Origin of the sequence: Shewanella woodyi ATCC 51908, assembly GCF_000019525.1 — a bacterium.
GTDB classification, from domain to species: domain Bacteria; phylum Pseudomonadota; class Gammaproteobacteria; order Enterobacterales; family Shewanellaceae; genus Shewanella; species Shewanella woodyi.
Map to the genome: position 1 here is coordinate 3,076,104 of NC_010506.1, position 12,951 is coordinate 3,089,054.

General features: G+C 45.0%; 10 protein-coding genes. All 10 read right to left on the minus strand.

What is annotated here, in order from left to right:
- Positions 1–10: 10 nt before the first annotated feature.
- The 10 genes from tssA to tssF are packed head-to-tail and all read right to left on the minus strand — an operon-like array spanning position 11 to position 12,949.
- Positions 11–1,414, minus strand: a complete 1,404-nt coding sequence (tssA, locus tag SWOO_RS12915) for a type VI secretion system protein TssA (protein ID WP_012325135.1) — start codon at positions 1,412–1,414, stop codon at positions 11–13.
- A 4-nt stretch (positions 1,415–1,418) separates the two neighbouring features.
- Positions 1,419–2,021, minus strand: coding sequence for a type VI secretion system-associated protein VasI (vasI, locus tag SWOO_RS12920; protein ID WP_195742796.1), 603 nt, complete (start codon positions 2,019–2,021; stop codon positions 1,419–1,421).
- A 38-nt stretch (positions 2,022–2,059) separates the two neighbouring features.
- Positions 2,060–3,613: a sigma-54 interaction domain-containing protein gene (locus tag SWOO_RS12925; protein ID WP_012325137.1), complete on the minus strand. Its 1,554-nt coding sequence runs from the start codon at positions 3,611–3,613 to the stop codon at positions 2,060–2,062.
- Positions 3,613–6,204 (minus strand): type VI secretion system ATPase TssH, encoded by a 2,592-nt coding sequence (gene tssH, locus SWOO_RS12930; protein ID WP_012325138.1) that lies wholly within the window; start codon positions 6,202–6,204, stop codon positions 3,613–3,615. Before tssH ends, SWOO_RS12925 begins: the two co-directional genes overlap by 1 nt.
- A 9-nt stretch (positions 6,205–6,213) precedes the next feature.
- On the minus strand, positions 6,214–6,999 hold the full coding sequence (gene icmH / locus SWOO_RS12935; protein WP_012325139.1) for a type IVB secretion system protein IcmH/DotU: 786 nt from the start codon (positions 6,997–6,999) through the stop codon (positions 6,214–6,216).
- A gap of 2 nt (positions 7,000–7,001) precedes the next feature.
- Entirely contained in the window at positions 7,002–8,336 is a 1,335-nt protein-coding gene (tssK, locus tag SWOO_RS12940; RefSeq protein ID WP_012325140.1) for a type VI secretion system baseplate subunit TssK, read from the minus strand.
- Positions 8,337–8,338: 2 nt separating this feature from the next.
- On the minus strand, positions 8,339–8,869 hold the full coding sequence (gene tssJ / locus SWOO_RS12945) for a type VI secretion system lipoprotein TssJ (protein ID WP_012325141.1): 531 nt from the start codon (positions 8,867–8,869) through the stop codon (positions 8,339–8,341).
- The gene (tagH, locus tag SWOO_RS12950; RefSeq protein ID WP_041417639.1) at positions 8,869–10,200 is read right to left on the minus strand and encodes a type VI secretion system-associated FHA domain protein TagH; all 1,332 of its coding nucleotides are present in this window, start codon (positions 10,198–10,200) and stop codon (positions 8,869–8,871) included. The genes tssJ and tagH overlap by 1 nt, the downstream gene beginning before the upstream one ends.
- Before the next feature lie 11 nt (positions 10,201–10,211).
- A complete protein-coding gene (gene tssG, locus SWOO_RS12955; protein WP_012325143.1) occupies positions 10,212–11,219 on the minus strand; it encodes a type VI secretion system baseplate subunit TssG in 1,008 nt (335 codons plus the stop codon).
- Positions 11,183–12,949, minus strand: coding sequence for a type VI secretion system baseplate subunit TssF (gene tssF, locus SWOO_RS12960; protein WP_012325144.1), 1,767 nt, complete (start codon positions 12,947–12,949; stop codon positions 11,183–11,185). The genes tssG and tssF overlap by 37 nt, the downstream gene beginning before the upstream one ends.
- Between the last annotated feature and the right edge of the window lie 2 nt (positions 12,950–12,951).

Genomic DNA, 12,951 nt, shown 5'->3' on the forward strand with positions numbered 1-12,951 from the left:
TTCCCTGTACTTAATCCAAATTTGCTTTTTGTTTTAATCGAGCCATCAAGGTTGGCTCCCAATCAGCTAAGACCATATGACTTGCTTGTTGATACAAGACTTGATAATCCACCGTTGCCATCGCTGACAATTGATGACTCTGTTTTAGATCTGCACCCAGCAGACGTAGATAAAATGCATCTCTAGGCTCTGATGCTTGCTGTAGATGTTCATTCAAACTGGCAAAAGCGACCGATAAGCCACCCGAATCTGCCAGCTCAACCACCTCAGCCCTTTTTTGCTCAACTCCCTGCCCGTTCCCTTCAAAACTGTTGCGTCCGTAACCTTCATCTAACCAAGTTCGAGTCTCGGCATTGGCAAAAGGAATGCCGCCTTTAAATGACATCATGAGTAGCTTAGGCAGACGTTCAACAAAGGCCGCAGTGTCTTCATGTATCGCCTTAGCCCACTCTAGCTGCCCAAGCGCCATGGCAATTTGGGCACTTAAGTGGTGTCCATCTAACCAAAAAGGGCTTAACGTCAGGCTCAACTCAACGCGCCTAAGCAGCGCCATATCCGCCCCTTTCTCTAGCTGACTTTGATACTCACTGACCCTATCGGCTGCAATCGGCATCAAACTGGTTTCACCAGCAGCATTGGCATTTTCTGGCACACCGCTCACTGATGACCAAGTAGCAAATCGACGGATCCGCAAGCTTAGTCCTGTCCCAGTTTCAAACTCAGAGATAAAATCAGCCACTTTAAGCAAGGTTTGTTTGGTCGCTTTATCATTGCTCGAGTCTATCTCTAACTTAGGCGCACTTCTGCTTACCGCCTCCTCAGCAGGTTCACTGACCGCGTTCGACTTGGTTGCCGATACTCTGTTTTCATTTTGCTCTAACTGTCTGGTTAGTCTTGTTGCTAATGAGGAGAGCACCTCCGTAGGCAGCTCCAACTTCTCAGCCGAGTCGAGTAAGCTGGACAAGCGCTTAAGCAGCAACTCTTTACTTTGTGGCTCACAAAATTGTGTATCGATACTTTCCCCAGACTTTACCGTTCGCTGAACAATCTGAGAGAAATATTTGCGCCTAGGTAGTACGCCCCTATCCCCTGGTGCAGGGTAGCAAGTCAGCCAATACTCCTTCATGAAGATATCTAAAACACCAAGGGATAAACTAAATCGCTCAAGGCTGGCTTGGTATTGAAGGCATTGCATCAAATAGATGATGAGCTTTAGATCTTTAGTGCGAGTCTCCAATAATGAGACCACAGCGGTTTCCACCTCTCCCCACTGAACCTCTGCATGAGAAAGAGATCCAACCTTCATCAATTGACCTTCGACAAAATCAAACAAAACATCGTCAAAAAGTCTTTCACCGACAGGATTATCTCCAGCAATGGGTTTCGCTATCTTTTCAATATATTGATGTGTCATATAGTTACCAGCGGCATGCTTTCTGTAGCGGCTTAATGGCTTGCTTTAAACCCGTTGCGTCAAACTGCAAGTCATTGAAGTTCGCATTATCAGAGCTGAGCGTGAACTCTTGAGCTAAAAGCATCTTCTTCATCAGGTGAATAGCTGGAATACCGCGTCCCGATCTAAACACTAAACCCGAGTTATCACTGACCCATAACTCACCTTGAGAGCTTGGCTTGTTCACCGCCACATATATCGATCCTTGCGCGATCTCTTCAGATACCACCAGCTCAACACGGCTGATCTCATCAATGCAACTCAGCATAAGAATAGGCCTTGGAGGAAGTGCCCCTATGGCCGTTGCTGTCAGCCACACATTGTTAGGATTATCCTCTTGTTGCCCTAATAAAAAGTGCGTTTCGTCTTGTCGATTAGCTTCACTAGCCTCCGCCCTAACCCACTCAACAACGCGGGCTTGCTCGCTACCTTGAGTATCATCAACAGTGATAGGCGTCATAAAAGCTTGGTCAAAGCAGTAAAGTCGCTCCAACTTACTTTTAATCTGCACACAAGCTTTCGGATCGCTCAATTGCTGGGGCGCTGCATAACAACTTGCTGCTGTCATTAGCAATCCAAACAGGATCCATCCATTACCCTGTGACATTATTCATTTATCTCCAGCTTTAAACATTTATGAGAAAACGTTCTTTTAGGTAGACCTAAACTCATTGCAGCTTTAGTTCGGTCCCCCTTAAATCGATTGATTCGAGTGCGGATAACGTTACGTTCAAACTGTGCAACTGCCTCTTTCAAATCTCCAATATCTGCATATTCATGACCTTCAAGCTCACTACCACTTGAGGACTCACAGCTTGGCTCCTCAAACGTGGGCAGATCGCTAACATCAATCTCCCCCTGATGAGCCGTAAGTGCGCAGGCATACTCAACAACATTCCTAAGCTCTCGTACATTGCCTGGGTAGTGGTAGGTCGTTAACTTTGATAAAGCTTCATAACGAATACCTGTGATCTGTGCTTGATGATGACGATTAAAACGTCCAATAAAGTGGCGGATAAGTTGCGGCAGATCGCTAAGCCTTGACTTAAGCACTGGCACAGTGACGGGAAACTGATTTAAGCGATAGTAAAGATCACGCCTAAACTCTCCAGCATTCACCCTCTCTTTTAAGTTCACATGAGTCGCGGCAACTAAGCGAAAATCTGAGTGAAGTTCTGTTGACCCACCGACGGCGCGGAAATGACCAGACTCAAGCACCCGCAGCAACTTAGATTGCAAACTCAGTGGCATATCCCCTATCTCATCGAGAAAAAGCGTCCCCTTGGCAGCTTGGGCGATCAAGCCTACTTTCTTGCTATTCGCCCCAGAAAAGGCGCCTTTCTCATAACCAAAGAGCTCAGATTCAAGCAGGTTTTCAGGAATAGCCGCACAGTTGATGGCGATAAATGGTGCCTTATGACGAGAGGAGTAATCATGAACCGCTTTGGCCACTAACTCTTTGCCGGTGCCCGTCTCTCCCTGTACAAGCACAGATAACACAGTACCGGCACCACGTAAGATATCTTTACGAAGTTTGTCCATCTCACTTGACTCACCCACCAGCTCACTAGACAAACGAGTAAGGTTGGTTTGCAGTGTCATCTCATCACGTATCTCCGCGATCGAGTCCGTCAATTGACAGGCTTGGCCAGTTTGATCGGCAACTGAGGTTAACCACTGCCAGTGACGTATAAAGACCTCACTATATTGCTGCCAATCCTGCCGTTGAAGCAGGCTACGACTTGAGTCGAGAGCAAAACAGAGCACGCCTAACAGTTGGCCGTTTTGCTTTAACGGATAGAGAAACAAACTGTGATCTTTTTCAATACCAGAGATAAAAGCTGCAAACTGAGGGTTATCATGCCAATAGGCCAAACTGTAATAGTCCAGCACCATGGGCTTTGCAGTTTGCAGTACATGAGCAAATGGGTGCTGAAAGTCGGTGACGTTCCAGCTCACTTGCCCATCCACCTTCAGCAGACCTGTTGATGTCGGTTTTACCGGCTGCAGATAGCGCCCATCGACAGAGGGGGTTAGCAAGAGAGAGTCAAATAGACCTAACTCATCCTCTAAAGTCTGCAGAAACTGCTCAATCAAATCATCCACCAACTTACACTCAAGTAAGGTCGATGTTTGCTGTAGCCATTGCGCCGTGCTCACTAACTCACCTCTCCGACAAACTCACCATCAACACAACTTAATCGAATGGTTTGCACAGGCTCTTTATCTGCTAATTTATTAAGCAGAGCCAATGCAATAGGAGGTAACATCTGACCATCGATGATCGCCTCTAACATACGCGCACCATTTTCAGTACGGGTTGTCCGTCTGATGATCTCATCGGTAAGTGCTTGATCGCAGCTCACCTGTGCTTTATATCTAAGCTCAAGTCGTTGGGTCAGCGCGGCTAACTTGGCAGCAATAATTTCACGCAGCACGTTTTCACCAAGTGGTAGATAGGGCACAACCTCCATACGAGCAAGCAGAGCAGGTTTAAAAAATGCCGAAAGCTCAGGATAGAGACTGTTCTCAATCAGCTCTGGCGTTTGTGCATTATCAACGATGGTTTGATAGCCTAAGTTGGAGGTCAAAAAGAAGAGAATATTCTGACAATCGATAAGACGCCCCTCACCATCGGCAAGCTCCCCTTTATCGAATGCTTGATAGAAAAGGTTCAACACATCGGGGTGCGCCTTCTCAACTTCATCGAGCAGTACAATGGAGTAAGGCATTTTACGAATGGATTCAGTTAATACACCTCCTTCACCAAAGCCAACGTATCCTGGAGGTGAGCCAATTAATCGAGATACCGTGTGCTTCTCTTGGTATTCGGACATATTGATTGTCGTTAGAAACTGCTTACCGCCATAGAGCTGCTCAGCAATTTGAATCACGGTCTCGGTTTTACCCACACCACTTGGACCAACGAGCAAAAATGCACCTTTGGGACGACCAGCTTTACGCAGATCGGCTCTTGCTGTCAGCATATTTTGATGCAGACGAGAGATGGCGATATCTTGTCCTTTTAATGACTCTCCAAGCAGCTGAGGCAGATGGGTGATTTTATGCAGCTCATCGCTGTTCATCTGCTCAACTGGCACACCGGTCCAATCAGCAATCACAGCCGCAATTTGCTGTTCATCCACCTGGGGAATAACTAAACGATTCTTGGCACTAAGTAACTCAAGTTGCTCCTCAACGTCATTGAGTTCAATACACAACTCTTGGGGCACATCATCAGCGTCACCTGCTAATATCGCGCCTCTCAGCTCGATGATTTTAGAGACTAGCTCCTGCTGCTGCCTCCAAGTCGACTCTAATGATTCATGCTCTGACATTGCATCCGTCACTCGTTCTCTTAATAGCTCAAGATGCTCCTCATCAATACTCTGGCCTATGGTTCTCTGTCTCAATAACAGTGAGATCTCCACTTCTGTCTGATGAATAATGCCTTGCAGCTCTGCAAGATATCGAGGTGGAGAGGTAAGATTAATGGCAATGCGCGCACATGCAGTATCGAGCACATCGATGGCTTTATCTGGCAGTTGTCGCCCAGAAAGGTAACGACTTGATAGATGCGCCGCAGCTTTCAGCGCGCAATCTTGGATCAACACTTTATGTTCAGACTCGTACACACCATGTAGACCACGCAGTATCACAACCGCTTGTTCGGCGCTAGGTTCATCCAATTTTACCAACTGAAAACGGCGAGTGAGCGCGGGATCTTTTTCAAAATATTTCTTGTACTCTTTCCACGTCGTTGCACCAATTGTACGTAACTCACCCCGTGCTAAGGCAGGTTTTAGCAAGTTGGCGGCATCGCCTCCCCCCTCTTGATTGCCAGCGCCGATTAAGGTGTGTGCTTCATCGATAAAAAGAATAATGGGAATGGCTGAGTTTTTAACTTCATCAATCACCCCTTTTAAACGCTTTTCAAACTCCCCTTTCACCGAAGCTCCAGCTTGAAGTAAGCCTAAATCCAGCGACAGCAGTTGCACTCCTTTTAAGGAATCAGGCACATTACCAGCAACAATACGCAAAGCCAGTCCCTCTACCACAGCGCTTTTACCCACACCGGCATCACCGACAACGATAGGGTTGTTTTTACGGCGGCGACATAGAATATCAATCATCAGGTTGATCTCATCGTCACGGCACAGCACTGGGTCTAACTCGCCATCCTCTGCAAATTGAGTAAAGTTAGTGGTGAATTTATCTAATGCACTGTTGGCACTATCTTGCACAGGCTGACGGCCAGTAGAGGCTTCGCGCGCTTTCGATTCTGAAGAGCTAGCTGTTAATCTTGCGAAATTTTTACGCCATGATTCTCGGTTAATATCAGCGAAGAAATTAACAAGCTCAAAAGGGAGGTAACGGCTCGATTGCATTAATGCGGCGAGGAAAAGGCTACCGGATCTCAGCTCAGCCTCTTGTAATTCAGTGGTGGACAGCAACCAAGCATCTTGCAGTAACTCAACTAAAAGTGGAGAAAATGATGGGTAGGTATCTAAGGTATCCCCAGTTGGTAAACTATTACCTAAAAGTGTTTTTAGCTCACTAATGTCACACTCAGCGTGCTTAAGTAGTACTCTCACATCGGACAGTGGATTTTCTAACAAGCTATACAGCAGATGAGATAGGGTTATCTCCTCATTCTGCCTCGCGATACACAAAGAAGCCGCCTCTTCCATAGCAAGCTTGCTGATTGGATTTAACTTAGTAATAAGCGTACTTAATTCAATACGGATCATAAAACGTCCTTAATTTAAGATCTGAAACAGTTGGTCCAACACACCTGCTGATTTATTGGCTAGCGACACCGAGTAGAAGATAAAGATCACCGCTAGCATCACAAAAAAACCAGCAAATATGGTCCAGATGGGCATCTGCCTGCCAATTTGAAACTTGGTATTAACCACATGATCAGTTGCATTGGATAGCAGCTCCGGCTCTTCATCCCTAAGGTGCCTTAAGGTTTCATAGAGACGATTCACGATTTTGTCGAACTCTTCACGGCCGTTAACCACCACCTTATAGCGCCCTTCAAATCCTAAGCAGAGGCAAAGATAGATAAACTCGAGCAGCTCGCGGTAGCTTGCAGGTTCAGTCTCTAGCCGCTGGAGAATGCTAAACACTTTCTCACCGCCCCAGGTTTCATTATGAAAACGGGTCAGCAGTGAATGCTCAGCCCAGACACTGTCGGCTCCCCAAGGAGTATTCATCACCGCTTCATCGATAAATGAGCAGAGCACGTAGCGATACGCTAAGATAATCGCCCGACCAAAGCCTGACTCAGTCAGTTCAGCTTCGATGGCCATAATGTCGTCAACCGTATTGTGATAGAGCTTTTGCACATCATCTAACACAGCTAACTTTCGCACTCTAAAGACCATCCCCATAAGTGGGGTTGCAGCATCAATAAGTTGATTAATATTGTCGCCACGTAATTGAAACCAATACTCTTTGTCGGCGTCTATGTTTCTCACTTCATCAAACAAAACATCATCGAGTTGTTGCTCTGTCAGAGGCTGTTTTTGTGGTTTCATTTCTAGCTCCTTATCGCCCAGAACTGCAACTCGAGCTCAGGAAACTCACCAGCAACATGGAAGGCAAATCCAGTTGAGTGTTGTAACATCTCCCAAGATGGGCTTGTCCTATCAAGTTGGAAATAGGTGTAACCTGCGTGATATGGCAACTGTCTTGGCGCCACGGGTAGCGGAGTTAAACCGACACCAGGAAGTTGCAACGAGATCAACTCGCGGATCTTCTCAACGGAAGCGATCTTAGTTTGTTGAATAAAGAGCTTTTTCAGCTCCTCTAAAGGCAACTTAGCGCGAACAGCTAAGATGAAATCAGCCTCTTTGATCAAATCAGGATCTTGTACTGGCGCAACCATCAATCCGTACTTACGTTTCTGTAACTGTAAGGACACGGCTTTAGGCTCAAGGACGATACTTAATGACTGACGTAGCATATTCATCAATTGGCCAAAGGAGGTGATCGGCATATCATGATCGTAAGGTTTAAATATTGGCGCAATTCGACTGTCATCGGTAAAGGAGAATAGCTCTCCACAAATGCTCACCAATGTCTGATACAGTTGCTCTGGATGCAGGCTTTTCAGTTGTGAGAGGTGTTGCAGTACAGGTTGCATGCGATTTAATGCTTGTAACAGCATAAAATCTGACACATCAGCGACGCCACCTTGACTTGGCGAGCCTATTCTAACCGCTATATTTTTAGCTCTTTCTCTCATCATCCCTGCCATCTCACCAATGAATCGATGCAGAAACGGCACACCCAGCACATTGTAATGACAAGGAATAAAGTTAGGATCCAGAACCACACTACCATCTGGACGTTTTTCTAAGATTTTAGCTATCGCCACTGAGGAGTAGGCACTGCGATCCTCTTTTTCAAACATCAGCTTCATCTGTACAGGGCTGACATCTATGGTAGAAAAATCCCCCTGCTCACTATGAATGTCTCGCACCTCATGGCGATGAGTCACAAAGCGGGTATTACCCGATGAGGTACTCTCCGTCACTTCAGTTATCGAATCACTGCGTAGTGACAGTGCCAGATACACTATCTGGTTGGCCAATGAGCCATCAACAACTTCCAGTGCACTAGGCAGAACGTCCTCTTGGGGAATATTAAATACTGTTCCATCTGGCATCACGCCTTTAGCTCGTTGAATCGCAATACGACCAAACCCGAGGTACTCAGGGTTTAGCTCGAGCTGTGATATACCGTAGAGGTAGCTGTTGACCGAGGTCATACGCTCATCGGTGACATACTCAAAATAACGTTGCTGCTGCTGAAAATGTTGTGGCTTGATGAATAAACCTTCAGCCCAAATTACTCTATTTCTTGACGACATGTTTATTCCACTTTATCCAGAATGACTTCCTGTTCTTTAAATAAGATCAAAATGTGGTACTCCCTACCAATCGATTTGATCTTTATTACCTTTTTCCATTGTGAAACTTCTGGATCACCAAAATGAGCCATGACCCCTATATAGCGTGTGTCCTCATCGACCTCGAACGGCTCGATAAACTTGAACTGTCCCGGCAACATAGTGAAATCACTGTGGTCGATATAATTTGACCCCAGTGCATCCTCAAAGTCAGCCGTTAGCGAGTCATAATCCGCGGCGAGCAACTTAGAGTCATCTTCTAACTCAAAAAGTTGAAACTCGATAGGGGTTGAATCCCCATTAGGGTTTTGGTTCACATCCTGTTGAGCCACTATGCTGTAAGTGAGTTGTGTCGGTAGATCTTTAGGTTCTCCAACAGGAATTGAGGGGTCCCAGATCACCGCCCCAACCTTTTTCGTCCCCTCCCACACAGAACCACACGCAGTCAGCTGTCCCATCAAGAGAATGAGAAATGCAAGACGCAGGGTTTTCATCAAAAATCCTTTTGAAGTTCACGTAATTTACGGTCGTAGGCTTGCTCAAACACCTCCCAAAACAGTTTTTCAAACCCTTTCTGACGATTAGATGTCAACTCTTCGTAATACTGCTCGTACATAGACCAAGCCCATTTATCGCCTGTATCTAGATTAAGATCGCTGGACTTACGATATTGCGCAAAACGCTTTAATAATTTAGCGGGAGAAAATGCCCCTAAGATGTAATCTAACGCTTCTGTGATAGCCGACTGAACAGCCTCATTATGATGTTCAATAGACTTAAGGCTCTCCGCAATGGCGGCGGCCGATGAGAGATGAACTGGACTTCTATCATGAGCAAACAGCGTTTTCACCGTGTCCTCATAACCTAGCCCTAATCTCAGTGGGTTATCTTCAATAGGTTGAAGATTCTTATTCATTAACTCATAGCGGCTATGATTTGCTGTGTGGTGCAATGAGAGTAGCCCTGTAATGGCAGATTTTAGCGCGGCGCCAAGATCCACTGATAGATCTTGCATCTGTTCACTATTTTGCGATGAGCCAATTTGCACCCCCAAACCTCTAAATAACGGGCCAGTGGTAATATGTTCCCCTAATTGCTCGCCTTGTTTATCAAGCCCTGCGTGTAGTTCAGATTCCAACAAGTCTAAGGTATTTTCGTCCATGGTAAATCCATCCAATTCAGTATGTTTCTTCAATGCAATCGCGGAATCTTGTGTATATTCCGAATCAGCTTGCATGGTTATCTCTCTGTCACTTATCGATATGTCTGTATCGATTAAGTCAATATCATCAAGTTTCTTCTCTTTCCTGGAGTCAAAACTCAATATGTTTTCCCCGCTGCGATTCTGTAATGCATCTAGCGCCAACATAGGATCGTCAATAGAAGTGTCATCACTATGTTCAGCTACCTGTGAAACAGGCTCTTTCATTAGGCCCGGCAGGTCATTTTCACTGAACATCTCAGAAAAACGCTTAGTCATACTTGCGGTAGGATCTGAGCTTAACCCCAATGAGATCCTAACTTTATAGGGTCCAATTTTTATCTCATCATTCTCATTTAAACTGGCAAATCGACCCAGACCGATAGGCAAAGAGGAGTTATTAACGAACACCTCACCACAGAGATCTTCTAGGCAGAACTGATCGTCAACCCACATGATCCGGCAGTGTTGAGGTTTCACTCCTCCACTTCTGTCCTTCAAACGCCAATCTGCATTAATATCGCAGCCTAAGACCCCGCCTTGCTGAGTGAAATTAACAAAAGGCATTAGCCCTGATTCCAACATCTGAGAATTTACGATATTGAGAGATATTGTTTTATCCAAGCTTCACCTCTTTACTGCCTTATTTGTATTAACACATGCTGCTTTTCAATCTCAGCTTGCCCCAAAAAGGAAGACCAACCTAACTGACCGCCTTTCTCCTCCCCTAACCTAAGCAAGGGAACCTCATCCGTTTTTAGCGTCAATTCAAAATCAAACGCCATCTGCTCTCGAAGGATCACTTCCATCACTTTACACAGGGGCATAAACTCCTTTCCTGAAGGAAGAAAATCCTGAAATCGGTGAAGCGATAAATCTTTAATACAGAGCACAAATTTCCCAGTGATATCACCGACCTTTTCGCCTAATACCGTATCGACTCCCAACTGAGAGTTAAATTTTCCTAATTGGCACCTTTGAGGCTCAGGGATCTCAACATGCCTAAACTCCCACTCTCTAATTGATACATTTTCCAGATCGAAACAGTGAGCAACGATACCAGCTACAGCCTGTGGTGAACGACTTCTGCCAGCCAACATGCCTGCATAGGCCAACATCTTGCACCAGTTAATTGGTGTCTCACCTCGTACGTCTTCATTTGCCAAGCCCACAAGCGCAAACACTTGTGATGAGAAGTTATCGACGGCGTTATCTTGAAAACGTATGTAATAACGATATTTACGCCAAGCTCTGTAAAACAGGGCGATTAATCTGTTATTAAAAAAATCTAAAAAATCTCGTTTTATATTGCTATCGTCATGAAGCAACTCCTCCAGCATGTAGCTGGGCAGTGGTGATTGCGCACCATTTAAGCCAAGAAAAGTCGTTTCAATCTGCACCCTCTCCTTTGGATGACGCTCAATTCTTGTTACATCACTTGCTGGAAAACCTAAACTGGGATTAGCAGAGAAAAACATATTCCCTAGGCTTTCCCACTCCTGTCCCTCAGGATTATTGCCATCTAATTTATGAATCAATTCAACTAATTGAAAAAAATTATAGGAGCTAATCTCATCAGGAATAATTAGCTCATCACCGCCATCGATTAAATCAGTGGCTGTTGACCTATCTGAATATCCCATGTGTACCTTTCTTGATTAGCTGCATTAATCACTACTAACTGGTGAAATGAGTTGATGCTGGCGTAGAGTGCAAAAAATCGGCTAAGTACAGTGGCAAATAGATATAGATCGCCTTCAGAACCAAAGTACTTTTGATCAAGCACGATTTCGGACATCAAGCCGCGCACTGGCATACCACGTAATATTCGCTCTGTCGGCTTTGACTCAATACTCACTATCCCATCAAGCCTTTTCTGCGTGATCCGCTCAGCTTGTCTGTCAATCAAAGATTTAAAATCATAGGCTCGAATAATCGAGCACAAGGCATCTTTAGATAGCAATGAAAGGTAGTTCAATGACAAATTAGAGATTAAGGTCCATAGCATGCTGCCATCGAGAACAGGACGAAGGGATGCATTTGGTTCTGTAATATTCTTAAAGGTGGCAAAATTAGGTGAGCTGTCGGTAGCAACGCAGATATCACCTTTGCCTAATTTGGTCGGTAGCTGACGATTCGTGCAAGTTAAACTAATCGACACCGCTTCACTGACATCAAAGCTTTGAGTCTCATCGCCTCTGACAAAAGAGATAAAGTGGTCGAAGCCATCTTCACGAATACTCTCTTTTACTCTTAAACGGTAATAAAGTGCCACACGCTCACGAGCCCGCTCAATCTCATGCTGGAAGCTTTCAAAGGGGGTATAGACACGCTCTTCACCACGAAAACGTCCAGCGTCTGAATCGACCCAACCTTGCACTTTATCGACACTAAATATCTCAAAATGTGATGGTTTTCGACTCGATGGTGCAATGGGATACTCTATTTTTTTACCAGTAAGATCGATCGGATCTGCATCATGTGAAAAAAGGTTGAGTACAGGAACACAATAGAGCTGAAAAGACTCATCCTTAATCAATACATCTGCTGGTAATGTGCGAGAAAACATTAACTTAATGGAGAAGTTACCGGTTAAATCACTGGGTAAGCATTTATAAATATTACAGATATCAAAGAACATAAATGCATCAGAAAATGAGAGATACTCCTGTAAAATACGATACCCTTCATAGACATTTTGAGGGTAAGGTAAAATGCCATCACCACTGGCAAACCCCACACATTTAAAACTGGATTTAGGCAGCGAGTAATGCCGCTCACCGACATGGATCTCAATCCCTTCAAGATAGTGATTGAGCCAGAGGTAAAGCATCTGCGCACTGTAATCTTGTCCACCTAAGTAAAACCTTAGATCATCAAGCCCAATATCATTGAGTGAAAGATCGCTTAAGTTGTTCAGGTGAATATCAACAATAGAGGCTTCTCTAGAGTGAAATGAGCCGATGTGATCCACCACTAAGGGATAGACATTAACCTCTCTGCAGGTTGTGAAATGACACACTTCACCATCGACAGGGGTTGCATCTAACATGCAGCCCTTCTCAATTGTCTGCTTATGACTAATACCACGTTCTATAGGAGAGAAGCGCACAATACTGGTACTAGGTACTGGCCTAAGATAGTTAGGCCACAACATATTGATCATTGAGTGAGTTAACTCAGGGAACTCATCGTCAATTTTTTCACGTAATCTACCGGTTAGAAAAGCAAACCCCTCTAACAAACGCTCCACATCTGGATCGGTATTGTTGCCATGTAGGTAGCGAGCCAATTGTGGATGAAGATCTGAGAACTGCTTCCCCTGCTCTCTGAGGAAAGACAATTCATCCCTGAAATATTTGTCTTGAGACACTG

Coding starts and splice junctions, on each gene's coding strand:
- tssA (WP_012325135.1), bottom strand. CDS start 1,414: ATGACACATCAATATATTGAAAAGATAGCGAAACCCATTGCTGGAGAT.
- tssG (WP_012325143.1), bottom strand. CDS start 11,219: ATGGGATATTCAGATAGGTCAACAGCCACTGATTTAATCGATGGCGGT.
- tssK (WP_012325140.1), bottom strand. CDS start 8,336: ATGTCGTCAAGAAATAGAGTAATTTGGGCTGAAGGTTTATTCATCAAG.
- icmH (WP_012325139.1), bottom strand. CDS start 6,999: ATGAAACCACAAAAACAGCCTCTGACAGAGCAACAACTCGATGATGTT.
- vasI (WP_195742796.1), bottom strand. CDS start 2,021: ATGACAGCAGCAAGTTGTTATGCAGCGCCCCAGCAATTGAGCGATCCG.
- tssJ (WP_012325141.1), bottom strand. CDS start 8,869: ATGAAAACCCTGCGTCTTGCATTTCTCATTCTCTTGATGGGACAGCTG.
- tssH (WP_012325138.1), bottom strand. CDS start 6,204: ATGATCCGTATTGAATTAAGTACGCTTATTACTAAGTTAAATCCAATC.